A 25,181-nucleotide genomic window follows, 5' to 3' on the forward strand; every position below is an offset into this window, starting at 1 on the left:
TCGGGCTCACCGCGTTAGCGCCGGCGGAACCGGCCACCTGCGCCGCGAAGGCCCGTACCCACGCCGCCGAGGTGGAGGGCGAGCAGGAGAAGGCCCAGGGTGACCAGGGTCAAGGTGCTGAAGGCCGACCCGAGTTCGGCGTCGAGCAGGTCGAGCAGAAGGGCGAGACCGAACACCGCCGCGGCGACAAAGGCGAGCATGGATTTCCTCCGGGTCGAGCCGACTGGACGGCCCCGAGCCGGTCAGGGAGGCGCCCGCCGACCGGCTCGTGGTGGATGTCCTGCTCTCCCCGGAGGCCGGGTTTAAACGGCCCCTCGCGGACGACGGGTCAGCCGGTCGGCTTCACCAGCGGGAAGAGGATCGTCTCCCGGATGTTCCGCCCGGTGAACGCCATGATCATCCGATCGATCCCCACGCCCACGCCTCCGGTCGGCGGCATCGCGTACTCCAGCGCCTGCAGGAAGTCCTCGTCCAGCTGCATCGCCTCGAGGTCGCCCCCCGCGGCGAGGACGGACTGCTCGGTCAGGCGCCTGCGCTGCTCGATCGGGTCGACCAGCTCGGAGTAGGCGGTGCCGAGCTCCGCCCCGAAACCGATCAGGTCCCACTTCTCCGTCACCCGCGGGTCGTCGCGGTGCTGGCGGGTGAGCGGGGAGGTCTCCAGCGGGTAGTCCATGACGAACGTCGGCTGGACCAGCGTGTGCTCGACCAGGGCCTCGAAGATCTCCTGGACGAGCTTGCCCTGGCCCCACTTGGGATCCCAGTGGATCTCCCGCTGGTCGGCGTACTTGCGGACCTGGTCGAGCGGCGTCCCGGGGTCGACCTCCTCGCCGAGGGCCCCGGAGACCGCGTCGTACAGGGTGATCCTCGGCCACTGCTCGACGCCCAGGTCGATCTCCTGCCCGCGGTGGACCACGACGGTCGTGCCGAGCGCCGCGACCACGGCCTTCTGGAACATCCGCTGGGTCAGGTCGGCCATCGTGTGGTAGTCCGCGTAGGTCTGGTACGCCTCAAGCATGGTGAACTCGGGGTTGTGGGTCGAGTCGGCCCCCTCGTTACGGAAGTTCCGGTTGACCTCGAACACCTTCTCGATACCCCCGACGACGAGTCGCTTGAGGTAGAGCTCGATGGCGATCCGGAGGTACAGCTCCATGTTGTAGGCGTTGATGTGCGTCTTGAACGGCCTCGCGGCGGCACCGCCGTGGATGGGCTGGAGCATGGGGGTCTCGACCTCGAGGTAGCCCTCGTCATGCCAGAAGTCGCGCACCGCCCGGACGGTGTCGCTGCGCAGCCTGGCCATTTTCCGGGCCTCGTCGTTGACGATCAGGTCGACGTAGCGCAGCCGTACCCGCGCTTCGGGGTCGGTGAGACCGGCGTGCTTCTCCGGGAGGGGACGCAGGCACTTGGAGGTGATCGCCCAGCTGTCCGCCATGATCGACAGCTCGCCTCTGCGGGAGGTGATCACCTCACCCTCGACGCCGATGTGGTCCCCCAGGTCGACGTCGCGCTTCCAGGAGGCGAGCGACTCCTCCCCGACCTTGTCCAGGGAGATCATGATTTGCAGGTCGCCGGAGCCGTCCCGGACGGTGGCGAAGCACAGCTTGCCGCCGACGCGGGAGAGCATGACCCTGCCGACGACGCCGACCCGGTCGCCGGTGGACGTGCCGGGCTCCAGATCCTGGTATTTCTCCCGGACCTCCGAGACGGTCGCCGTACGCGGGAACCCCACGGGATAGGGGTCCACACCCTCCGAGCGGAGGCGCTCCAGCTTCTCCCGGCGCACGCGCATCTGCTCGGGAAGATCGACATCTCCGGTCACGTCTTCGGTCATAGCAGCAAAGGTTACCGAGACCTTCAACCCGGTTGATGCACGAGGCGGTCTCTGGCTGCTTATACCACAAATCCAGTAAGGCTGTTGTAAGCCAACCCCGGTGACCTGCGAGTCAGGGAGCCTTCAGGGTGCCTGCAAGGCCCGGTGCGTTGACTGTGCCCACAAGCCCGGGGCCGTCCGACAGGCGAACCGGGGGGGACTTGCGAAACCGCAGGAGATCACAATGACCCGCACCACCCGCGCACTGCTCGGAATCGCCGCCACGACCGCCACCGCCGCCGCCCTCCTGGTCGGCGTCCCCGCCACCGCCAACGCGGCGACCACCACCGGGCCGGCCTTCACCGCCACCACCGACCACTGGGGTCCGTACTACTCCACCAACTACAAGGCCTACGCGAAGGGCACCGTCGACGCGGTCTTCGACGAGGAAGAGGACTTCCGCGCCAACGTGCACATCACCGGCAAGGTGGTCGACCGCGACCCCCGCACCAAGCGCCAGGGCGGCAAGTGCGCCCTCGTCCGCTTCCAGGTGCACAAGGTCTACGACGAGCACGACTCCGCGTGGGTTCCGTCCCGCACCTACCGTCAGTGCGGCTACCCCAAGGCGCGTCACTTCGCGTTCGGGGTGAGCAACGTGGACGCCGTCCGCGTTCAGGTCTGCCAGGTCAAGCCGTACACCAACCACCTCAAGAACTGCTCCGGCTGGAAGTACATCTGGGACATCCACTGATAGACGGCCAGAGTCCCCGCCACCGCTGAGGTGGCGGGGGCTTTACGTGTTCCGCTGGTAGATAAGCCGCAGGCCGATCAGGGTGAGCCACGGCTCGTGGATGTCGATCGAGCGGGCCTCCTTGACCACGAGCGCGGCGGCCCCGCCGGTGGCGACCACCGTGACGTCGTCGGGGTTCTCCGCCAGCTCGGCCGCCATCCGCTCCACGATCCCGTCCACCTGGCCGGCGAAGCCGTAGATGATGCCGGACTGAAGCGCCTCGACGGTGTTCTTGGCGATGACCGCCCGTGGCCGTACCAGCTCCACCTTGTGCAGCTGGGCGCCGGCCGAGGCGAGGGCGTCCACCGAGATGTCGATGCCGGGGGCGATCGCGCCCCCGACGTACTCACCCCGCGCGGACACCGCGTCGAAGGTGGTGGCGGTGCCGAAGTCGACGATCACGCAGGGGCCGCCGTAGAGCTGGATCGCGGCGAGGGCGTTGACGATCCGGTCGCTTCCGACCTCCTTGGGGTTGTCCATGCGGACCGGCACCCCGGTCCGCACCCCGGGCTCGACGATGACGGCGGTCACGTCGCCGTAGTAGCGGCGGCACATCTCCCGCATCTCGTTGAGCACCGAGGGCACGGTGGAGCAGAGCGCGATGCCGCTGACGTCCACGTCTTTGAGCAACGGGCTCTGCGCCAGCAGCCCTTGGAGAACCACGGCGATCTCGTCGGCCGTGCGACGGGGGTCGGTGGCGACCCTCCAGTGTTCGACGACTTCGTCATCATCGAACAGCCCGAGGACCGTGTGGGTGTTCCCAACATCGATCGTCAGCAGCATCAAGCCCCCGTTCGAAGATCCAACGCAATGTCCAATGCGGGCGCCGAATGGGTCAGCGCCCCAACCGCAAGATAATCCACGCCTGTTTCAGCCACATCACGTGCTTCATCGAGGGTGAGTCCGCCGCTCGCCTCCAGACGGGCCCGACCGGCGACGACCTCGACGGCGGCACGCATCCGGTCGACGTCGAAGTTGTCGAGGAGGATCTCCTGCGCGCCGAGTTCGAGGAGCGGCGGGATCTGGTCCAGGTGGTCCACCTCCACCTCGATCGGCAGATCCGGGTACGCCTCGCGGACCCGCCGGAACGCGGCGGCCACGCCCCCCGCGGCGACCACGTGGTTGTCCTTGATCAACGCCGCGTCGGCGAGCCCCATCCGGTGGTTGACGCCGCCGCCGCAGCGGACCGCGTACTTCTCCATGGCCCGCAGTCCGGGCAGGGTCTTCCTGGTGTCGCGGATCCGCGCGCCCGTACCGGCCACCGAATCAACCCAGCGGCGCGTCAACGTCGCGATTCCCGACAGATGGGTCAGAAGGTTCAGAGCCGTACGTTCGGCCGTGAGAAGGCCACGTGTGGGCCCTGACACGGTCATCAGGACGTCCCCCCGGCGGACCCGTTCCCCGTCCTTGACCTGACGGCTCACCCTGGCGTCGGCGACGAGGGCGAACACGGCCTCGGCGATCGGCAGCCCGGCGACGACCCCGTCCGCCCGGGCCACCACGTCCGCCTCGGCGATCTCATCCGCCCGGATCGTCGCCTCGGAGGTCACGTCGAGCCCGTCCTCGCGCAGCGCGGCCTCGATCACCGCCCGCACCCGGTGCGGATCCAGCCCGGCCGCCATGAGCTCGGCCGCCACCGGAGTGGGCAGCCCGCCGTCATGACGTGTGTACTCCATCTCGACTCCACCGCTCAGGGTCACATCCAAATGACCAAGCCACTCCGCATCATTGCGCTCGGGGAAGTCCTCCCGCCAGTGTGAGCCGCGTGTTTCTTCGCGCGCCCCGGCCGCCGCCACCAGAACCGAGGCGACGGTCAGCAGATTGGTCGTCTCCCACGCCTCGGTGCACGGCTCCACCTCCACCGGGGTCCACCGCGCCTCGATCAGCGCACGCCGGACTTCCTGAAGGCCGGTACGGCTGCGCAGCACACCCGCGCCGCGGCTCATGAACGCCTGAATCCTCGCCCGGATCCGCGGATCGGCCAGCCCGGCCTGCTCCGGCCCGGGGACCGGATCACCCGGCTTCAGCCGTACCGTCGCCAGGTCTTCGGCGATCCGCTCGGCGAAGACGAGCCCCTCCAGCAGCGAGTTGGAGGCGAGCCGGTTGGCGCCGTGCACGCCGGTGCAGGCGACTTCACCGCAGGCGTAAAGACCGGGAACGCTGGTCCGCCCGGCGAGGTCCACCCGGACCCCGCCGCTGGCGTAGTGCGCGGCCGGGGCGACCGGGATCGGCTCCGTCACCGGGTCGATCCCGTGCGATCGGCACACCGCCAGGATCGTCGGGAACCGCGCCGCCCACTTCTCCGCGCCGAAGTGCCTGGCGTCCAGGTAGACGTGGTCGACGCCGGTCGCCGCCATCCGGCGGGTGATCGCCTTGGCCACCACATCGCGCGGGGCCAGGTCGGCCAGTTCGTGTTCCCCCCGCATGAAGCGGTCCCCGGTGTGGTCCACCAGGAAGGCGCCCTCGCCGCGGACCGCCTCGGAGACGAGCGGCTGCTGGCCTTCCGCGTCACCGCCGAGCCAGAGCACGGTCGGGTGGAACTGGACGAACTCCAGATCGCGGACGACCGCGCCGGCCCGGAGCGCGAGGGCGACCCCGTCCCCGGTGGACACCAGGGGATTGGTGGTGCTCGCGTAGATCTGTCCCATGCCACCGCTGGCGAGGACCACGGCCTTGGCCCGTACCGCGCCGACGCCGTCCCGCGCGCCCTCCCCCATGACGTGCAGGGTGACCCCGCACGCCTGGCCCTGCCCGTCCTTGAGCAGATCCAGGGCGAGCGCGTGTTCGATCACCTCGATCCTGGGGTGCGCGACCACCGCGGCGGTCAGCGCCCGCTGGATCTCCATCCCCGTCGCGTCACCGCCCGCGTGCACGATCCGGTTGCGCCGGTGACCCCCCTCCCGGGTGAGCGCCAGCGAGCCGTCCGCCGACCGGTCGAAGCCGGCGCCGCCCGCGATGAGCCAGCGCAGCGCCGCGGGCCCCTCGGTCACCAGGACCTCCACGGCGCGCGCGTCGCAGAGCCCGACCCCGGCGAGCATCGTGTCGAGCTTGTGCTCCTCGGGGGAGTCCTCGGGGTCGAGTACGGCGGCGATGCCGCCCTGCGCCCAGCGGGTCGACCCCGCGGCCAGGACGTCCTTGGTGACGACCAGCACCCTGGCGACCGGTTGCCGCTCGACGTACCGCAGGGCCGCGGTGAGGCCGGCGATCCCGGAGCCCACCACGACGACGTCGACCTCCACGGTCCAGCCGGGCGGCGGTGCGATCAGACGTCGGGGTATCGGCTGCGGGCTCATGGGGGCGCCCTCCCATCGCGTTCTTTCGTCAACTTGACGATAAGGATAGCCCCCGGGAAACCCTCGGCCCGCCCGGGGGGCGGCTCAGCGCCCGGCCACCAGGTCCCCGCGAACCGCGGCCGTGCCGGGTACGGGCTGCGCCGGATCCTCGCCGAGGTGAACGACCGTGTTGGTCCGGTCCACATGGACGATCTTCGGCTGGAAGGAGCGCGCCTCCGCGTCGGTCATCACCCCGTAGCTGATGACGATCACCAGGTCGCCGGTGTGGACCAGCCGCGCCGCGGCGCCGTTGACGCCCATCACACCCGTACCCCGGGGGCCGGGGATGACATAGGTCTCCAGACGCGCCCCGTTGTCGATGTCGACCAGGTGGATCTGCTCGCCCGGGAGCAGGTCCGCGGCGTCCATCAGATCCTCGTCTATGGTCAGGGATCCCACGTAGTGCAGGTCCGCCTGGGTGATCACGGCCCGGTGAATCTTGGACTTGAGCATGGTGCGAAACACGCGAATACACCTCTCGACTAGGTCGCGCCGTCCCGTGACGTGCACGCCTGAGGCCACCACATTACCCACGCCGCCGACGAGCCGCCGAAGCCGCCGCCCGAACCCGATCTTTGAGCAGGTCGGCGCCTCGTCGACCCCGGTTCACGGTGCCGGTACGGCCTGCGGCCGCCGTACCGAATCGGGGAGAGCTCAGGCCGGGGGACCGCCGGGGAGGACGACGGCGGAGTTGTCGATGAGACGGGTGCTCCCCACCCGCGCGGCCACGGCGAGAATCGCCTCCCCGGCGAAACCGGGCGGCACCGGGGCGAAGGTCGCCGGATCCACCAGGGCGAGGTAGTCGACCTCAAGCGGTGGCTCCGCCTTGGCCGCCTGGTCGAGGACCGCGCCCGCCTGGGCGAGTACGGCCTGCGGCCCCAGCTCGGCGTGCCCATGCCCGGCGGTCAGGGCCCGGGAGAGCGCGAGAGCCGTCACCCTGTCCTCGGCGGACAGGTAGCGGTTCCGGCTGGACATGGCGAGCCCGTCGGGGTCCCGCACGGTCGGGGCGCCGACGATCGTGACGGGTACGTCGAGGTCGGCCACCATGCGCTTGATCACGGCCAGCTGCTGCGCGTCCTTCCGCCCGAACACCGCGACGTTCGGCTGGACCAGGTTGAACAGCTTGAGGACGACCGTGAGCACGCCGTCGAAGTGGCCCGGCCGGAACGCCCCCTCAAGCAGGGTGCCCATCGTCCCCGAGGAGACCGAGACCTGACGCCCCTCCGGATACATCTCCGCGGCCGACGGGGTGAAGACCAGTGCGGCGCCCGCCTCCTCGCAGACCGCCAGGTCCCGCTCCAAAGTCCGCGGATAGCGGGAAAAATCCTCGTTTGGTGAGAACTGCAGGGGGTTGACGAAAATGCTCACCGCGACGTGGTCCGCGTGCCCACGGGCGAGGGAGATCAACGATCGGTGCCCCTCGTGGAGGGCGCCCATCGTCGGCACCAAGGCGAGCGTCCCCCCGGAGAACTTGGCCCGCGCCTCCGCAAGCTCGGCCCGGCCGTCGGCGACGATCACACCCATGGCTTTCCTCCCAGCGCGTCCAGCAGCCGCTCGGCGTTCTCCGCCCTCAACAACCCCGCGGCCAGCGCCCGGTCGGCGGTGAGCCGCGCCATCGCCACGTAGGCGTTCGCCACCTCGGGGGAGACCTCGGTGAGCGCCTCCACGTGCCGTCGTACCGTTCCCGCGTCCCCGCGCACCACCGGACCGGTCAGCCCGGCGATTCCGAGCCGGAGCCCGTTGTCGAGCGCCGCGCCGAGCAGCGGGCCGAGCATCCGGCCGGTGTGCTCCACCCCGATCCCGGCGAGCAGCTCGGCCGACTCCGCCACCAGGGTGACGAGGTGGTTGGCCGCGTTGGCCAGCGCGGCGTGATAGAGCACCCGGGATTCCTCGGGGATCCAGACCGGCTCGCCCCCCATCTCGATGACGAGCGCCTCGACGACCGGTCTGAGCCGCTCCGGGGCGGTCACCCCGAACGAGCAGCCGCTCAGCCGGTTCACGTCGTCGTCCCGGCCGGTGAAGGTCATCACCGGGTGCATCGCCAGCGGGAGCGCCCCGGCGCCGAGCGCGGGCTCGAACGGGCCCAGGCCGTACGCGCCGCTGGTGTGCACCAGGAGTTTGCCGCGAAGCGGGGCACCGGTGGAGACCAGCCCCGCGATCAGGCCGGGGAGCGCGTCGTCGGGGACGGTGAGCAGGACCAGCTCGGCGGCGTCGACCACCTCGGACGGGGTGACCAGCGGCAGGCCCAGGCGCCGGGCGGCCCTGTCCCGCGAGTCGTCGGAGACGCCGCTCGCCGCGACGAGCCGGTGACCGGCGAGGGCGAGTGCGGCGCCGAGCGCGCAGCCGACCCGCCCCGCACCCACGATGCCGACGGTGAGACGGCTGGATCCACGATCAACGTTTGCGGCGGTGTTCACGGCGGCTCTCACAGCTGGGTCGTCCATCGCGTCCCAGGGTATCCAGCGTGATCGCACGCGTCCCCGCGACTACCCGATACCCACGTTTTGCCTGCTCAGCAGCATAGCGATATGTCCGAAGGGTATGGATATTTCATAGATGGAAGTGGTTGGGGGTGATTTGCCCACAAACACAAAACCTTCTCACCCAAACAGCAAGGAATGCGGCGGGCTCGGATCAGCCGAGACCCGCAGAGGGAGTGGAACCAGCGCAGGCGCCGAGCCGATCGACGGACCCGGCGCCTGCTCGTGAGCGTCCACGGCGCCCTCATCACCGGGATGCTCAAGGGAGGAAAGCCTCAGCGCGTGGTGGCCCCGCCCGCGCAGCCGGCGATGCCGATGCCGAGCACGGGGACGGCGTTCCCGCAGACGTTGATCGGGATCTCGAGCGGGGCGATGACCTGGTTCCCGGAGAGCACTCCGTGTCCCCCGTCGGTGTGATGCGCGTGCGCCGGTCCGGCGATCAGCAGCAACCCGGCGACGGCGAACGCGGCTCCGATTGTCTTCAGCACGGAACGTGCTCCTTTTCTGTACTCACGGTCAGACGAGATCGTGCTCCAACACGGCGGCCGGAATCGGACGATCCACCCGGGAAAGGACCAGCCGCAGCCGCCGACAGAGAGGAACGCTAGCGCAAATCGGCGACCTAGAGTAGTCAAAGAATCACTACTGGTACACACATCGGCATTGGCGACCGTCGCCACCTGGGATATTTACACATATGTCGATATATTGACGCACCTCTTGATCTGACGTTAGCGTGCATTATTTGACGCTTCTGTTGAGATTTCAGGTGGTGGCTCCTATGCCCGTTGACCTCGGCCTCCATGCCCCGCACCCCCGTCCCTCCCACCGTCCCCGACTCCGCGGCATCCTCGGCGTGGCCGTCACGCTGGCGCTCACCGCGACCGCCTGCGGCACGGGCGGTTCCGCCGGGAAGACGAGCGGGCCCGGCGACGCCGGGGTCGTCGCGCGGCTCAACTCCGACTGGGACTCGCTCGACCCGGCCAAAACCCGGACGACCAACGGCTACCAGCTCGTCACCGCGCTCTACGACCGGCTGGTGGCCGTGGACGGCGACAAGGTCGTCCCCTACCTCGCCGAATCCTGGAAGCAGACCCCCGACACCGTCACGCTCACCCTGCGTACCGGGGTGACCTGCGCGAACGGGACGGCGCTGACCCCCTCGAACGTGGCGGAGTCGCTGCGGCGGCTCGGTGCGAAGGAGACCGCGGCGCCGTACGCCAACCTGGTCTTCGGCAACGCCGGATACACCGTGGACGCCGACGACGCGGCGCGCACGGTGACCGTGAAGACGAACAAGCCCTACAGCGACCTGCTGATCGGTCTCGCCCAGCCGATGGCCTCGATCGTCTGCCCCGAGGGCCTCGCCGACCCCGAAAAACTCGCCGCCACCCCGGCCGGCAGCGGCCCGTACACGCTCGGCGCGACGACCAGGGGCGCGAGCTACACCCTCAAAGCCCGCCAGGGGTACGCCTGGGGACCGGCCGGAGCCTCCGGCAAGTACCCCGCCGAGCTCACCTTCCGGGTGGTGCAGAACGACGGCACCGCCGCCAACCTCCTCGCCGCCGGGGACCTGGATCTGGCCTGGGTCGCCGGTCCGGACCTGCCGCGGGTCCAGGCCGACAAGTCTCTGACCCCGGTCACCCAGGCCATCTACGGGTCCTTCTTCCTGGCGTTCAACCAGGCCAAGGGGCGGCCGGGCGCCGACCCCGGCCTGCGCAAGGCCCTCGCCGGAGCGGTCGGGGCGGCCGACTTCAACCAGGCCGCGTTCTTCGGCGCGGGCGATGTGGCGGCGAGCCCGGTCAGCCCGGAGGTGCCCTGCTACACGAAGGTGCGGGAGCCGGTGACGACCGCCGACCCCGCCGGGGTCACCCGCGCGCTCGGGGAGGCGGGCTGGAACACGGAGAACGGCAAACCGGCCAAGGACGGCAAGCCCCTCACCCTCAAGGTCCTCGGTTCCACCGATTACGCGGCGGGCTTCGAGTACGTGCTGGAGGCGCTGCGCAAGACCGGCGCCACGGTGGACCTCCGGCTGGTCGAGCTGAACGCGTTCGCCGAAACCCTTTTCAAGGGCGGCGACTGGGACGTCACGGTCTACCCGTTCACCCCGCTCGCGCCGAGCCTGGGCGCGCTCGGGCTGTTCGTGACCGGTGACGCCCCGCCGAAGGGCGCCAACTTCGCCGGGATCGCCAACCCCGCCTTCGAGGCCGCGGTGGCCAAGGCGCAGGCCTCCCTGGGCGAGGAGCGATGCGCGCACTGGGCCACCGCGCAGCGGGCCGTTGTCGAAACCGCCGACGTCACCCCGCTGGTCCACCTCAAGCCGCACTGGTTCGCCCGGTCCGGCGTCACCGCGGGCCTGGCCGGCGGCGGCACCATGGCCGACGTCCACCGGCTCGTCCGTTCCTAACCGATGGCCCCGATGAACGCCCTCGGCGAAACGGCCCCGGCGAACGTGCCGCGCCCATGACCGCCCTGTCCTGGATCGCGCGCAGGCTCGCCGTGACGGCGGGTGTACTCGCCGGACTGCTCGTCGCGTCCTTCCTCCTGCTGCACCTGGTCCCCGGCGACCCCGCGGTCCGGGTCGCCGGGCTGAACGCCACCCCCGAACAGGTGGCCGCCGTACGGCACGAGCTCGGCCTCGACCAGCCCGTCCACCGGCAGTTTCTGGCGTACGCGGGCCAGGTGGCCCGGCTGGACTTCGGCGATTCCTTCCAGACCGGGGAGCCCGTCACCGAGGTGATCGGCTCCCGGCTCGGGGTCACGCTGCAGCTCGCGCTGGCCGGGATCGCGGTGACCATGTTCACCGGTGTGGCACTCGGTGTGCTGATGGGCGTGCTCACCCGCGACGGCAGGAGACGCGGCACCGAGGCCGCGTTCGCCATGGGTACCTCCCTGGTCGGCGCGATCCCGGAGTACGTCGTCGGCGCCCTGCTGGCGCTGGTGTTCGCCGTGGGCCTCGGCTGGCTGCCCGTCGCGGGACTCGCCGACCCGGCCGGGCTGGTGCTGCCCACGCTCGCGGTGAGCCTCGCGCCGATCGCGGTCCTCTCCCGGATCGTCCGGGTGGAGACGCTGACCGTGCTCGCCACGGAATACGTGCGGGCCGCCAGGGCCAAACGGCTGAGCACCCTGCGGGTGTACGGCGTGCACGTCCTGCCGAACGCCCTGACGGCGGCGCTGACCGTGGGCGGCCTGGTGTTCGCCGGGCTGCTCGGCGGGGCGGTGGTGGTGGAGAACGTCTTCGCGCTGCCCGGGCTGGGCTCCCAGCTCGTCCAGTCGGTGAGCGCCCGCGACTATCCGGTGGTGCAGGCGGCGATCCTGCTGCTCGGCGTCTCGATCGTGACGGTCAACACCTGCGTGGAGGGCGTGCTCAAGCTGCTCGACCCGGCCGCGAGGACGGTGGCCGCGTGAGCGCCCGGCGGGCCTTCCGGTCCTCCCCGGTGGCTTTGACCGCGCTCGGGACGCTGGGCGTGCTCGTCGTGCTGGCCGTGGTCGCCCCGATGCTGTGGGGCCCGGCGGCGGTGGCGGTGGACCCCGCGAACGCCGTACGGGGACCCGGCTCGGCGCATCCGCTCGGCACCGACCGCCTGGGGCGGGACGTGCTCGCCAGAACCCTCGTCGCCACCCGGACCTCCCTGCTGCTCGGGCTGGTCGCGGCCCTGACGGCTACCGTTCTCGGCCTGACGGCCGGGGGGCTGGTCGCCGTGGCGGGGCCGAGGGCGCGGGCGGCCGGGCTGCGCGTCCTGGACGCCGTGCTCGCCTTCCCGGCGATCCTCACGGCGATCCTGGCGACACTGGTGCTTCCGTCGGCCACCGTGAGCGCGGCGCTGGCCGTGGGCATCGCCGGGGCGCCCGGCGTCATGCGGATCACGGTGACCCTGGCGGCCTCCGTGCTCGCCCGGGACTATGTGGCCGCGGCGAGGGGGCTCGGCGTCGGCAGGACCCGGGTGCTCCTCCGCCACGTCCTGCCGGGCATCGCCGACAGCCTCGCGGTGAGCCTGTCGGTCGTGGCCGGGGTGAGCCTGGTGGTGGTGTCGTCGCTGAGCTTCCTCGGGGTGGGCGTCCAGCCACCCGGCTTCGACTGGGGCGGCATGCTCTCCCAGGGGCTGCGCGACCTCTACGTCACCCCGTGGGCCGCGATCGCCCCGGCCGTCATGATCGCCTTGGCCGGGCTGGCGTTCGGCCTGTTCGGCGAGGCGCTCGCCCGGGCCGCCAATCCGTCGGTGTGGACCGCGGGCCGGACCCGCCGTCCAGGCCGCACGCGCCCCGCCGCCCAGGCCGACCCGTCCGCCCTCCTCGACGTCCGCGGCCTGACCGTCACGGCCGACGGCACGCCGGACTCACCGGAGATCGTGTCGGAGGTGGACCTGCGGGTCGGGCGAGGCGAGATCGTCGGCCTGGTCGGGGAGTCGGGCTCCGGCAAGTCGCTGACGATGCTCGCCCTCGCCCGCCTGCTCCCCCACCCGGTGACCGCCGACGCGAACATGCTCGTCCTCGACGGCTGCGACCTGCGCGAGCCGCCGTCCAAGCGGCTCGACGGCGTCCTCGGCACCCGGCTCGCCCTGGTGTTCCAGAACCCCGCGGCCTCCCTCAACCCGGCACTGCGGCTCGGTGTGCAGCTCACCGAAGGCCCCCGCAGGCACCGCGGCCTCAGCCGGGCGCAGGCCACCCGGCTCGCCCTCGCCGGTCTGCGCGATGTGCGCATCCCCGAACCGGAGCGGCGGCTGCGCCAGTACCCGCACCAGCTCTCCGGCGGCCAGCGGCAGCGGGTGACGATCGCCATGGGCCTGGCGGCCGGGCCGGATCTGCTGCTCGCCGACGAACCGACGACCGCGCTGGACAACACCCTGCGCAGCGGCGTGCTCCGGCTCCTGCACGAGGTGAACGCCCGCCACGGCACCGCGATCGTGCTGGTCTCGCACGACCTGGCGGTGGTGGGCGGGCTCTGCGACCGGATCGCCGTCATGTACGCGGGCCGGATCGTGGAGGAGGGGCCGACCGCCGCGGTGATGACGGACCCGCGGCACCCGTACACCCAGGCCCTGATCGGCAGCTCCCTCACCATGACCACCCCGCTGGACGCCCCGGTCCCCGCCCTCGACGGCCGTCCCCCCAGGCCCGGCGAGATCACCGCGGGGTGCGCGTTCGCCCTGCGCTGTTCCCAGGCGCAAGAACAGTGCCGTTCGGTACGGCCGACACGGCGCGACCTCGGCGACGGCCGCGTCGTCGCCTGCTGGGTGGCCGAGAGGAGTTCCGCATGAGCAGACCGGAAGTATGCGACATGTCCATCTATCAGGGTCAGCGCAAGCCCACAGCCATTCATGATCGTTGCACTGTGCGCACCCCGGAAGGGGCACACCGCACAACGATCAGGGGGACACGGGATTTCGAGGGGTCCGCGTGAGCGGGCTTGAGCTGCGTGGGGTGTCGGTGCGGTACGGGCGGGGCCGGAACGCCTCGGTCGCGGTGCGCGGGGTGGACCTGGAGGTGCCGGAAGGCGGGTCGGTCGGGGTGGTGGGCGAGTCGGGCTCCGGCAAGTCCACCCTGGCCCGCGCCATCACCGGGATGGTCCCGCTGTCGGCGGGCGAGATCCGCAGGGACGGGGTGCCGCTCCGGGCCGCCGGGCGGCGGTCGAAGCCGATCCCCGACATCCAGATGGTGTTCCAGGACCCCTACGGCTCGCTCAACCCGCGGATGACCATCGCCGCCACACTCGCCGAAGCGGCCGGGCGGGCGGGCGAGACCGGCCGGAGCGCGGGCGCCGACTCCCTGGACCTCGTCGGGCTCCCGCCCGGCCTGCTCGGCGCCTACCCGCATCAGCTCTCGGGCGGCCAGCGGCAGCGGGTGGCGATCGCCCGGGCGCTGGCGGCCAAGCCGAGGACGCTCGTGCTCGACGAGGTCACCTCGGCCCTGGACGTCTCGGTCCAGGCGCTCATCCTCAACCTGCTCCGCGCACTGCGGTCGGAGCTGAACACGGCCTTCCTGGTCATCGCGCACGACCTGCCGATCGTCCGCTACCTGTGCGACTCGGTGGTGGTGATGTATCAGGGCGAGTGCGTCGAGCAAGGTCCCTGCGAGTCGGTGTTCGCCTCCCCCGGCCACCCCCACACCCGGGCGCTGCTCGACGCGGTGGACCCCGCGCCCCGTGCCGTACGGAACGAGTCCCGGGAGCCGGGGTGATCATGGCGGCCCGCACCGCCCGGCCCGCGGGCCGGCGCCTGGCGCCGTACCAGGCCGTACAGAACTGACTATTCAGGAGGAAGCATGACGGAGGCGGTCATCGTCTCGGCGGCGCGTTCGCCGATCGGGCGTGCGGTCAAAGGGTGCCTGCGGGAGATGCGGGCCGACGAGCTCACCGCCGCGGTGGTGTCGGCGGCCCTGGCGAAGGTGCCGCAGCTGGATCCGGCCGAGCTGGACGATCTGGTGCTCGGCTGCGGCAGCCCCGGCGGTGAGCAGGGGTGGAACCTGGCCAGGATGGTCGCGGTGCTGATGGGCCTGGACGGCCTGCCGGGCACCACGGTGACCCGGCACTGCGCGTCCAGCCTGCAGGCCCTGCGGATGGCGGCGCACGCGATCCGGGCGGGCGAGGGGGACGCCTTCGTGGCGGCGGGTGTGGAGACGGCGAGCCGCTACGTGCACGGCAGTGCGGAGGCTTCGGGGGAGCCGAACCCGCGCTATCGGGCGGCGGCGGACCGTACCGCGCGGCATCGGGCGGAAGGCGGGTTCGGCTGGGGCGATCCGCGCCTGCTCGGGGAGCTGCCGGACGCCTATCTGGCGATGATGCAGACGGCCGAGTACGTGGCCGGGCTCCGGGGGGTGTCCAGGGAGGCGATGGACGCCTTCGCGCTGCGGTCGCAGACCCGGGCGGCGGAGGCCGAGGGGTTCTGGAGCTCGGAGATCACCCCGATCCGGCTGCCCGACGGCACCTTGGCCACCCGTGACGACGGCCCGCGCCGGGGGGTCACCCCGGAGGCGCTGGCCGCGCTGAAGCCGGTGCTTCATCCGGGCGGCCGGGTCACCGCGGGCAACGCCTGCCCGGTGAACGACGGCGCGGCGGCCCTGGTGGTGATGTCCGATCGCCGCGCGGCCGAGCTGGGCATCCCGCCGCTCGGCCGGGTCGTCTCCACCGGTCTGTCCGCGCTCAGCCCGGAGATCATGGGCCTCGGACCGGTGGAGGCGTCCCGGCGGGCGCTGGCCCGGGCCGGGATGTCCATCGGGGATGTGGATCTCGTGGAGCTGAACGAGGCGTTCGCGGCGCAGGTGATCCCGTGTGCCGAGGACCTGAGGGTGGAGGAGGGGCGGTTGAACGTGTACGGCGGTGCGATCGCGATGGGTCACCCGCCGGGGATGACGGGCGCGCGTATGGTGGGGACGGTCCTGCACGCGCTCCGCGAGACCGACGGCACCGTCGGGCTGGTCACCATGTGCGTGGGCGGCGGCCAGGGCATGGCGATGGTGGTCGAACGGTTCTAGCCGACCGGATGTTGCTGCTGCCGTAAACTATTGGACCTATCCGTAAAGGCGCGTCGGAAGGCACCCCTGTTGACCAAACCCAGCTCGCGCAAGGAGCTCATGAGCAACACCGTGCTGGAGAAGGCGGCCGTGCTCTTCGCCGAGCGGGGATTCGCCGGCACCAGCCTGCGGGACGTCGCCGAGGCCATGGGCATGACCAGGCCGGCCCTCTACTACTACTTCGACAGCAAGGAGACCCTGCTCAGAGAGCTGGTGCGTGGGATCACCGGGGTCGGCTCGCAGGAACTGCGCAAGCTCCGGGAGCGCACCGACCTCACCTCGGCCGAGAAGCTGCACACGGTGGTGACCGCCACCGCCGCCCGGGTCGCCGAGAGCCCGGTGCGCTTCCGCCTCCTGGAGCGGAGCGAGGCCGACCTGCCCCCGGCGATCCTGGAGGAGCACAACGCCAGCAAGGGCCGCATCCTGGACGAGCTCCGCGGCATCATCGCCGACGGCGTTCGCTCCGGGGAGTTCCGCCCGGTCAACGAGCGGGTCGTGGCGTTCTCCATCATCGGCATGATCAACTGGATCGCCTGGTGGTACAACCCGGAGGGCCCAAACACCCCCGAGGAGATCGCCGAGGAGATGTATTCCCTGGTCTCCCGCGGTCTGCTCCGCGCCGAGGACCGTACCCCCGCCAAGGGCATCGCGGGCGCGGTCGCCCTGCTCCGTGAGGATCTCACCCATCTGGAACGCCTCATCGCCGCCGGCGACTGACCCGTTCCGGCCCTTTTCAGCAGTGCCATCACCATCCGGTGGTGGCACTACCCATTTGTCAGCTTTTATGCGCATATGAGAGACCTGTCTACCATTGACTTTGACGCATGCTTCGAATAGTTTTCGTTGACGTCAGAATGTGATGGCGGCCACCCGGCCAGGAAGGCAGGCGGGCGTGACATACGTGATCGGCCTGGACGTCGGGGGGACCTTCACCGACGCGGTCGCGGCGGACCCCTCCGGCGCGCTGTACACCGCGAAGACCCCGTCGACACCGCCCGACTTCGCACGCGGCTTTGAGAACGCCCTGGATCTGCTGGCCGAACAGGCCGGCCTGAGCACCGAGGAGCTGCTCGCCCGGACCAGCCATGTGGCGCACGGCACCACCGCCGCGCTCAACGCGCTGGTCACCGGGAACGTGGCGACCGTCGGCTTCCTCACCACGAGGGGGCACGGCGACGCGATCACCATCATGAACGTCGAAGGCCGCTACCTCGGGCTCTCCCCGCACGAGGCACAGGACACCCTGCGCACCCGCAAGCCGGAGCCGCTCGTGCCCCGATCGCTGCGCCGGGAGGTCACCGAGCGGATCGACCGCGACGGCAAGGTCGTGGTGACGCTGGACGAGCAGGAGGTCCGCACCCACCTGCGCGAGCTCGTCGCCCTGGGGGTGGACGCCCTCGCGGTCAGCCTACTGTGGTCGTTCCGGAACCAGGCCCACGAACTGCGGATCCGCGAGCTCGCCGCCGAGGAGGCGCCCGGGCTCTACGTCACCCTCTCCAGCGAGCTCACCCCGCGTATCCGCGAGTTCGCCCGAGCGGCCACCACGATCATGAACGCGCAGGTCGGCCCGACGCTCCGGGCCTACCTCGACCCGCTGGAGGCCAGGCTCCGCGCCAGAAAACTCGCCGGGCCGCTGCTGGTCATGCAGGGCTCGGGCGGCACGGTCTCGGCCCGCCGGGCACCCGAGGTGGCGATCACCACGGTCGGCTCGGTGCTCACCGGCGGGGTGGTCGGCGCGGCCAGGCTCGCCGAGCAGCTCGGTCACCCCAACGTGGTCTCCACCGACGTGGGCGGCACCACCTTCCTGGTGGGCCTGATCGTGGACGGCCGGCCGATCTCCACCTCCGGGACGGTGCTGGGTCAGCATCCGCTGAACACGCCCGCGCTGCGGGTGCACGCGATCGGCTCCGGAGGCGGCGCCATCGCCTCGGTGGACCGGGGCGGGAACCTGCGGGTCGGGCCGGAGAGCGCCGGGGCCAGCCCGGGACCCGCCTGCTACGGCCTGGGCGGCACGATGCCCACGGTCACCGACGCCGACCTGGTGACAGGCATCCTCAACCCGGACTTCTTCCTCGGCGGCAGACAGCCCCTCTCCCGGGACCTGGCGGAGAAGGCGCTGCTTGAGCACGTCGGCCGCCCGCTCGGCCTGGCCGTGCGGGACGCCGCCGCCGCGGTCTTCGCCGTACAGAACGGGCAGACCGGCGATCTGGCCCGCAAGGTCGTGGTGGAGGCCGGGCACGACCCGCGGGACTTCGTCGTGTATGCCTTCGGCGGTGCCGGGCCCATGCACAGCTTCGCCTACGCCGCCGAACTCGGCGCGCGGGAGCTGGTCGTCCCGCTCGGGCCGACCGCCGGGGTGTTCTCCGCGTACGGCCTGGCGGCGAGCGCCGTCACCGTCTCAGCCGAACTGAGCGACCCGGCCCCGCTGCCGCTCGACCCCGCACGGGTCCAGGCCAACTTCGACGCCCTCGCCGACCGGGTCCGTACCGCACTCGCCGACCAGGAGATCGACTTCGCCTCGGTGAGCCTCCGCCGCGAGGTGGACGCCCGGTACGGCCCGCAGATCTCCGAGGTCACCACCCCGGTGGCCGACGGCGACTTCGACGAGGCTGCGGTCGCAGGCATCGGCGACGCGTTCGAGGCCCAGTACGCCCGGCAATTCGGCCCGGGGACCGGCTACCGGGAGGCGGGGATCCAGGTGATCACCTACCGGGTGCACGGGGTCGGCACGCTCCCGGTCGACCCGGACCTGCCGGTGCTGCCCAAACCGGCCGGCCGGGTGGAGGACGCGCGCAAAGGAAGCCGCCCGGTCTTCCTGGACCTGCGGTACGGCTGGGCCGACACCGCCGTCTACGACTACCGGGCGCTCGGCCCGGGCCACGTCATCACCGGTCCGGCGATCGTCGAGGTGCCGACCACCACGGTGGTCGTCCCGTCCGGCGCCGAGGGCACGATCGACCGCTTCGGCAACCTCGCCATCCGGCTCGCCTGAACACTAGGAGGGATCACGTGCCCGCCGCATTCTCCGACCGGTTCGCCGGCCGCCCGATGCCGCTCGACGAGCTGCGCCGCGCCATCTCGCCCAAGCTCCGGCTGCACACCGTGACGCAGGAGGCGATCGACGGGATCGACCCGCTCACCTACGAGGTGATCCGGCACCGCATCTGGTCGATCACCGACGAGATGGGCGACACGCTCAAGCGCATGTCCGGCTCCACCTCGGTCACCGAGGTGAACGACTTCGACTTCACCATCGGCGACGAGTTCGGGCAGGAGGTCCAGGTCGGACTGTTCAACACCGGACTGGTCGCCTCGATGGACCTCGCCGTCTACTGGACTCTGATCAACCGCAGCGCCAGCCCGGGGATCGACGAGGGCGACATGTTCCTCTGCAACGACCCCTGGGTAGGCGGCGGCCTACACCAGAACGACGTGGCGGTGCTCGCCCCGATATTCCACGACGGGCTGCTCTTCGGCTGGGCCACCGCGATCTGCCACGTCGCCGACCTGGGCGGCAGCGCACCCGGCTCGTTCTCGCCGACCGCGACGGACGTCTTCTCCGAGGCCGTGCCGACCCCGCCCATCAAGATCGTGCGGGGCGGCGAGCTCCAGGACGACGTGGTCGACGCCTACCTGCGCCGCTCGCGGGTCCCGGAGATGGTGGGGCTCGACCTGCGGGCCAAGATCGGCGCCAACCGGCTCGCCGTGGACCGCATCGCCACCCTGATCGGCAAGTACGGCCCCGACCTGGTCAAGGCCGTGATGAAGCGCATGATGGACGACGCCGAACGGCGGCTGCGGGCCAAGCTGGCCGCGCTGCCCGACGGCACCTGGCACGCGATCGGCTACCAGGAGCAGTCCCGGCTGGGCGACCGCGGCCTGCACAAGATCGAGCTGCGGATGACCAAGATCGGTGACCATCTCACCTTCGACTTCACCGGGACCGACCCGCAGCAAGGCATGATCAACTGCCCGTACTCGGGCATGCGGGCCGGGGTGATGTTCGCCCTGCTCCCGGTGCTCGCCGGGGACATCCCCTGGGCCGCGGGCGGACTGATGCGCTGCTTCGACCTGATCAGCGAGGAAGGCACCATCAACAACGCCTCCTTCCCCGCCGCCGTCGCCAAAGCCCCGGTCGGCCCCGCCTGGGCCACCGCCAACCTCGTCGCCGAATGCCTCGGCAAGATGCTCGACACCACCGTGGAGTCCCGGCCCCGGGTCCAGTCGGTCTGCGCCGGCACCTACGACGGCTGCATCTTCACCGGGGTCGACGACCACGGCCGGCCGTTCCTCGGCGGGCTCGCCGACACGATGGCCTCCGGGTACGGCGCTCAAGCCGAATCCGACGGCGTCGACACCGCCGGGCTCTTCGTCATCCCGATGGGCCGCGCGCCCGACGTGGAGATGACCGAGCTCACCCAGCCGCTGCTCTACCTGTGGCGCAGGGAGGAGACCGACACCGGCGGCGCCGGACGGCAGCGCGGCGGTCTCAGCGGCTCCGCCTGCGTCATCCCGTACGGCGTCCGCTCCATGACCGCGATGTTCACCGGATCCGGCAAAGCCGCCTCGATGAGCCCGGGGCTCGCGGGCGGCTACCCCGGCGGCACCCAGCTCGACCTGGTGGTCCACGACACCGGAGCCCGCGCCGCCCTCGCAGCCGGACGGATCCCCGGGAGCGTCGACGAGCTCGGGGACAGCCGATGCGTCGTCCAGTCCCACGACGAGCTGCCCGTCCACCCCGACAGCGCCATGGTGCTGCGCTGGACGGCCGGCGGCGGCTACGGCGACCCGGTCCTGCGGGACCCGCACGCCGTCGCCCGGGACGTCGCCGACGCCAAGGTGTCCGGCGAGGCCGCGCTCACCCTGTACGGCGTGGTGCTCCTTACAGACGGCTCCGCCGACCTGACGGCCACGGAGAAGGAGCGCGAGCTCCTCCGCGCCCGCCGCCGCGAGCTGGCCGTCTCCCCGCCCGCCTCCCCGCCGGTGCGTGTCGTCCCCGGGGAACGCCGTCTGCTCGACGACAACCTCCGGCTCGCGCCCACCCCGGACGGCGGGCAGGCGGTGGTCTGCGCCCACTGCGACCAAGCGCTCGGCTTGTGGGGCGAGAACTACCTGGCCAGGCTGCCGCGCCGTACCGGACCTCCGGCCGAGGCCGGGCCCACCGCCTGGCCCGACCCGGGCGTCTACGTGGACGCCGCCATCGAGTTCCGCCAGTTCTACTGCCCCTGCTGCTACACCGCCCTGCTCACCCAGGTCGTCCCCGCCGACCAGCCCGTCCTCCTCGACCGTGCACCCGTGTAGACCAGGGGTTTTCGCCCCGGAGGTTCCATGACCGACGTCATCCCCTACCCCGGCGACCTGGCCCGCGCCTACCGCGAGGCCGGTCTCTGGCAGCCGTACACCATCGACGGTGAGCTGCGCCGCTCCGCCGAGACCTGGCCGGACGTCACCGCCGTGATCACCGCGACCGAACGGATCACCTACCGCGAGCTGGATCTGCGGGCCGACCGGTTCGCGGTGGCCCTGCGCCGCCTCGGGCTCCGGCCCGGCGACCCGGTGGTCTTCCAGCTCGCCAACGAGGTCCACACCGTCGTCGCGCCTACTACGGGGTGCTCCGCGCCGGACTCATCCCGATCTGCTCCCTGGCCCAGCATCGGGCCCGGGAGATCGGCTACCTCATCCGGCACACCGGCGCCCGCGCCCACCTGGTCGAGGCCGCCTTCCGCGACTACGACCTGCCGGGCTTCGCCGCCGGGCTCGCCGCCGAGCACGAGAGCATCGCCGCGGTCGTGGTCTTCGGCGACCCGGCCAAGGCGCGGGAAGGGCAGCACTCCTACGAGGAGCTGCTCGCCTCGGTCGACCCCGGGGACGCGGCGGAGCAGACCCGCTCCTGGCCGTCCGACCCGGAGTCGGTGGGCGTGTTCCAGCTGTCCGGCGGCACCACCGGGGACCCCAAGGTGATCCCCCGGCTGCACTGCGAGTACGCCTACAACGCCCGGGCGTGGGCGCAGTCCTGGGGCTGGGGCCCGGGGACCGTGGTGCTGCACGCCACCCCGATGATGCACAACGCGGGCATCGTGGTCTCCGTGCAGTCCGCCCACCTGACCGGGGCGACCGTGGTCCTGGTGCCGCGGATCGACGTGACGCTCTTCGCCGAGGCGATCGCCGCCGAGCGGGTCACCGACACCATGATGGGCATCGGCCTGATGACCCGGATCGTCGAGCATCCCGACGCGGACCGCTTCGACTTCTCCTCGCTCCGCCGGGTCTTCTTCGCCCCGTCCGTGGCCTCGGCCGGCGACCAGGCCGAGCGGCTGTTCGGCTGCACGGTGGTGCCGCTCTTCGGCGCGGGTGAGGGGATCTTCCTCACCGCCCCCGACGACGCCCCCGAGCAGGCCCGCAAGTCCACTTGCGGCGCCCCGCTCTCCCCGCTCGACGAGATCCGGGTGCTCGTCCCCGGGACCGAGGACGAGGTGTCGGTGGGCGAGATCGGTGAGCTGGCCGCCCGAGGGCCGTACACGATCCACGGGTACTTCCGCGCGCCCGACCGCAACCGGGACGCCTTCACCTCCGACGGCTTCTACCGCACCGGCGACCTGACCCGCGCCCACGTGATCGAGGGGGTCGTCTACTACTCCCACGAGGGCCGGATCACCGACAACATCAGCCGGGGCGGGGAGAAGATCCACGCCGATGAGCTGGAGGCCCTGCTGGTCCGGCATCCGGCGATCGCCGAGGTGTCGGTGGTGGGCATGCCCGACCGGCTGCTCGGGGAGCGGGTGTGTGCGTTCGTACGGCCGTCCGGCGACCACACGCCGACCGTCGCCGAACTTGGCGAGTTCCTGCTCGCGGAGGGGCTGGCCAAGTTCAAGCTCCCCGAACGGGTCGAGATCGTGGACGACCTGCCGCGGACCAAGGTCGGCAAGGTCTCCAAGCGCGATCTGCGGACCCTGATCGCCGAGACGCTGGAGAAGGAAGCCGTGGATGGCTGAGGCGGTGGGGTTCGGCACCCGGATCACGCTGATCGCCCGCTCCTCGCCCGACCGGCCCGCGCTCACCTTCGCACCCGTGGCGGGTCCTGAGTCCGTCTACACCTGGGCCGAACTGGACGCCGAGTCCAACCGCGCGGCCCGGCTGCTCGCCTCCCACGGCGCCGGGCCGGGCACCACGGTGGTGGTGGCGCTGCGCAACGGGCCCGCGCACTTCCTCGTCTCGATCGGCGCCTGGAAGGCCGGCGCGATGGTGCTGCCGCTCAAGCCCTCGCTCACGCCCCGGGAGCAGGCGGCCTTCCTCGACCTGGTCCGGCCGGTGATCGTGGCGGCCGACGAGTGGGAGGGTGCGCCGGGCACGGTCTTCCTGGGTACCCCGCAGCTCACCGCGACCGGGCACCTGGACGCCGGGGGGCTCCCCCCGATCGTGCCCCATCCCGGCAAGGCGGTAGCCTCCGGCGGCTCGACCGGGCGCCCCAAGGTCATCGTGGACCCGCGGCCGTGGACACACCGGCCGGGCGAGGTCGTCGGGGTCGGCTCGCCGCTCGGCTTCCGCCACGGCCAGACCCAGCTGGTAGCCGGGGCGCTCTCCCACAACGCGCCCTTCTGCTGGGCCCACTTCGGCCTGTGCGAAGAGCACCACCTGGTGCTCACCGACCGGTTCGACCCGGCGCACAGCCTCCGCCTGATCGAGCGGCACCGGGTGGGGTTCCTGTTCATGGCACCGGTCATGATGCAGCGGGTCATGAAGCTGCCCGGTGTCGAGCACGCCGACCTATCCAGTGTGGAGACCCTCTTTCACACGGCGGCGCCCTGCCCGCCCTGGTTGAAGCGGGCCTGGATCGAGCGGCTCGGCCCCGACCGGGTCATCGAGCGTTTCGGTGCCTCCGAGGCGGTCGGCAACACCCGCATCACCGGCGGCGAGTGGCTGACCCGTCCGGGCAGCGTGGGCCGCGGGGAGAACACCCGTATCCGCATTCTGGACGACCGCGGCGCCGACGTCCCGGTCGGCGAGGTCGGCGAGATCTTCATGCGGGCGCTGCACACGGACGAGCCGACATACGAATACCTCGGCGCCGAACCGGCCACAACCACCCCCGACGGATACACCAGCGTCGGCGACATGGGGTGGCTGGACGCGGATGGCTACCTCTATCTCGCGGACCGGCGGCCCGACATGATCAACATTGGCGGGGTCAACGTCTACCCCGCCGAAGTCGAGGCCGTGCTCTCCGAGCATCCCGCCGTGGGCGACGTCGCCGTGGTGGGCCTGCCGGACGAGGAGTACGGGCAGCGGGTGCACGCCGTGGTCAAACTCGCCGCCAGCGTCGAGGCCGGCGCGGCCGAGCTGATCGCGTTCTGCCGGGAGCGGCTCTCCGCGGAGAAGGTGCCCCGGGGCGTGGAGTTCCGCGACCGGCTGCCGCGCGACGAGGCGGGCAAGCTGCGGCGACGTGGGCTTGTCCCGGTCGCGCACGCCGAAGGCGCCGAGTCCTCCGTACCGCCTGATCTTGTCGAAGGTCCCCTTAAGGAGAACCGATGAAACCGCAGACCATCGTCGTGGTCGGCGGCGGGGTGATGGGCGCGCAGATCGCCCAGGTCTTCGCCGCCCACGGGCATACCGTGCGCATCCACGACCTCACCTGGGAGCGGCTGACCGCCGCCCGCGACCGCATCGTGGACGGCCGGTTCGGGCTGCGCTCGGCGGTGGCCCGGGGCAAACTGACCGAACCGGAGTCCCTGGCCGCGCAGGAGCGGATCAGCTACGTCGTCGACCTGGCCGAGGCGTGCGAGGGTGCCGACCTGGTGCAGGAGGCCGTACCGGAGGACATGGGACTGAAGGTCCGGGTCTTCCGCGAGCTGGACCGGCTCAGCCCGGCGGGGGCCGTCCTGGTGTCCAACACCGCCGGCCTCTCCGTGGCCGCGCTCGCCTACGCCACCGACCGGCCGGGCCGGGTGTTCGGCTGGCACTGGTTCCAGCCGTGCGCGGTGATGCGCTGCGCCGAGCTGGTCGTGCACGACTCCGTGGACCCCGACGCGCTGAAGCTGGTGACCGAGGTCGCCGAGGGGTGTGGCCGCCGGGTCGTGGCGGTGAACGACCAGCCGCTGGCCTGGGGCTTCGTCGCCAACCGGATCAACGCGACGGTACGGCGCGAGGCGGAGGCGATCGTCTCCGAGGGGGTCGCCACCCGGGCCCAGGTGGACCAGATCATGCGGGACGCGCTCCGCTGGCCGATGGGCCCGTTCGAGATGTCCGGCACCGACTCGCTGGGCTGA

Annotated in this window: 20 protein-coding genes and 1 pseudogene; 13 read left to right on the forward strand and 8 right to left on the reverse strand. The window is 71.5% G+C overall.

The window, feature by feature from the left end; all coding sequences use genetic code 11:
• Positions 1–14 precede the first annotated feature (14 nt).
• Both RUR_RS33390 and lysX read right to left on the reverse strand, forming a co-directional pair.
• The gene (locus tag RUR_RS33390; protein WP_283139215.1) at positions 15–200 is read right to left on the reverse strand and encodes a hypothetical protein; all 186 of its coding nucleotides are present in this window, start codon (positions 198–200) and stop codon (positions 15–17) included.
• Between the two features lie 128 nt (positions 201–328).
• Complete coding sequence (gene lysX, locus RUR_RS33395; protein WP_283139216.1) at positions 329–1,828, reverse strand: bifunctional lysylphosphatidylglycerol synthetase/lysine--tRNA ligase LysX; 1,500 nt, start codon at positions 1,826–1,828, stop codon at positions 329–331.
• A 223-nt stretch (positions 1,829–2,051) separates the two neighbouring features.
• Here lysX and RUR_RS33400 point away from each other — a divergent pair, with 223 nt between their 5' ends.
• Positions 2,052–2,558, forward strand: coding sequence for a hypothetical protein (locus tag RUR_RS33400; protein WP_283139217.1), 507 nt, complete (start codon positions 2,052–2,054; stop codon positions 2,556–2,558).
• A 42-nt stretch (positions 2,559–2,600) separates the two neighbouring features.
• Here the strand turns inward: RUR_RS33400 and RUR_RS33405 are convergent, their stop codons facing one another.
• The 6 genes from RUR_RS33405 to RUR_RS33430 form a co-directional block, all read right to left on the reverse strand.
• Entirely contained in the window at positions 2,601–3,380 is a 780-nt protein-coding gene (locus RUR_RS33405; RefSeq protein WP_283139218.1) for a type III pantothenate kinase, read from the reverse strand.
• On the reverse strand, positions 3,380–5,890 hold the full coding sequence (locus RUR_RS33410) for an L-aspartate oxidase (protein ID WP_283139219.1): 2,511 nt from the start codon (positions 5,888–5,890) through the stop codon (positions 3,380–3,382). Before RUR_RS33410 ends, RUR_RS33405 begins: the two co-directional genes overlap by 1 nt.
• An 84-nt stretch (positions 5,891–5,974) precedes the next feature.
• Positions 5,975–6,394, reverse strand: coding sequence for an aspartate 1-decarboxylase (gene panD / locus RUR_RS33415; RefSeq protein ID WP_283139220.1), 420 nt, complete (start codon positions 6,392–6,394; stop codon positions 5,975–5,977).
• Between the two features lie 189 nt (positions 6,395–6,583).
• Positions 6,584–7,453 (reverse strand): pantoate--beta-alanine ligase, encoded by an 870-nt coding sequence (gene panC / locus RUR_RS33420; RefSeq protein WP_283139221.1) that lies wholly within the window; start codon positions 7,451–7,453, stop codon positions 6,584–6,586.
• On the reverse strand, positions 7,444–8,373 hold the full coding sequence (locus tag RUR_RS33425) for a Rossmann-like and DUF2520 domain-containing protein (protein ID WP_283139222.1): 930 nt from the start codon (positions 8,371–8,373) through the stop codon (positions 7,444–7,446). Before RUR_RS33425 ends, panC begins: the two co-directional genes overlap by 10 nt.
• A 311-nt stretch (positions 8,374–8,684) precedes the next feature.
• Positions 8,685–8,897, reverse strand: coding sequence for a chaplin family protein (locus tag RUR_RS33430; protein ID WP_283139223.1), 213 nt, complete (start codon positions 8,895–8,897; stop codon positions 8,685–8,687).
• 293 nt (positions 8,898–9,190) lie between these two features.
• Here RUR_RS33430 and RUR_RS33435 point away from each other — a divergent pair, with 293 nt between their 5' ends.
• The 12 genes and pseudogenes from RUR_RS33435 to RUR_RS33485 all read left to right on the forward strand — a co-directional run bounded on the left by RUR_RS33435 (position 9,191) and on the right by RUR_RS33485 (position 25,181).
• Positions 9,191–10,816, forward strand: coding sequence for an ABC transporter substrate-binding protein (locus RUR_RS33435; protein WP_283139224.1), 1,626 nt, complete (start codon positions 9,191–9,193; stop codon positions 10,814–10,816).
• Between the two features lie 56 nt (positions 10,817–10,872).
• Positions 10,873–11,817, forward strand: coding sequence for an ABC transporter permease (locus RUR_RS33440; RefSeq protein ID WP_283139225.1), 945 nt, complete (start codon positions 10,873–10,875; stop codon positions 11,815–11,817).
• Positions 11,814–13,667, forward strand: coding sequence for a dipeptide/oligopeptide/nickel ABC transporter permease/ATP-binding protein (locus tag RUR_RS33445; protein ID WP_283139226.1), 1,854 nt, complete (start codon positions 11,814–11,816; stop codon positions 13,665–13,667). The genes RUR_RS33440 and RUR_RS33445 overlap by 4 nt, the downstream gene beginning before the upstream one ends.
• Before the next feature lie 139 nt (positions 13,668–13,806).
• The gene (locus tag RUR_RS33450) at positions 13,807–14,586 is read left to right on the forward strand and encodes an ABC transporter ATP-binding protein (RefSeq protein ID WP_283139227.1); all 780 of its coding nucleotides are present in this window, start codon (positions 13,807–13,809) and stop codon (positions 14,584–14,586) included.
• 84 nt (positions 14,587–14,670) lie between these two features.
• Positions 14,671–15,879 carry an acetyl-CoA C-acetyltransferase gene (locus RUR_RS33455; RefSeq protein ID WP_283139228.1) on the forward strand — a complete coding sequence of 403 codons (1,209 nt, stop codon included), beginning with the start codon at positions 14,671–14,673 and terminating at the stop codon, positions 15,877–15,879.
• A 99-nt stretch (positions 15,880–15,978) separates the two neighbouring features.
• Positions 15,979–16,635 carry a TetR/AcrR family transcriptional regulator gene (locus RUR_RS33460; protein WP_283139229.1) on the forward strand — a complete coding sequence of 219 codons (657 nt, stop codon included), beginning with the start codon at positions 15,979–15,981 and terminating at the stop codon, positions 16,633–16,635.
• Between the two features lie 175 nt (positions 16,636–16,810).
• Complete coding sequence (locus tag RUR_RS33465; protein ID WP_283139230.1) at positions 16,811–18,910, forward strand: hydantoinase/oxoprolinase family protein; 2,100 nt, start codon at positions 16,811–16,813, stop codon at positions 18,908–18,910.
• Positions 18,911–18,927: 17 nt separating this feature from the next.
• Positions 18,928–21,219, forward strand: a complete 2,292-nt coding sequence (locus RUR_RS33470) for a hydantoinase B/oxoprolinase family protein (RefSeq protein ID WP_283139231.1) — start codon at positions 18,928–18,930, stop codon at positions 21,217–21,219.
• Between the two features lie 27 nt (positions 21,220–21,246).
• Positions 21,247–21,501: pseudogene (locus RUR_RS36900) on the forward strand (AMP-binding protein); the annotation flags it as partial.
• 26 nt (positions 21,502–21,527) lie between these two features.
• Complete coding sequence (locus RUR_RS33475; RefSeq protein WP_283139232.1) at positions 21,528–22,910, forward strand: AMP-binding protein; 1,383 nt, start codon at positions 21,528–21,530, stop codon at positions 22,908–22,910.
• Entirely contained in the window at positions 22,903–24,447 is a 1,545-nt protein-coding gene (locus RUR_RS33480; RefSeq protein WP_283139233.1) for an AMP-binding protein, read from the forward strand. The genes RUR_RS33475 and RUR_RS33480 overlap by 8 nt, the downstream gene beginning before the upstream one ends.
• A complete protein-coding gene (locus RUR_RS33485; protein WP_283139234.1) occupies positions 24,444–25,181 on the forward strand; it encodes a 3-hydroxyacyl-CoA dehydrogenase family protein in 738 nt (245 codons plus the stop codon). Before RUR_RS33480 ends, RUR_RS33485 begins: the two co-directional genes overlap by 4 nt.

The organism is Rhizohabitans arisaemae, from assembly GCF_025996515.1.
Classification (GTDB): domain Bacteria; phylum Actinomycetota; class Actinomycetes; order Streptosporangiales; family Streptosporangiaceae; genus Rhizohabitans; species Rhizohabitans arisaemae.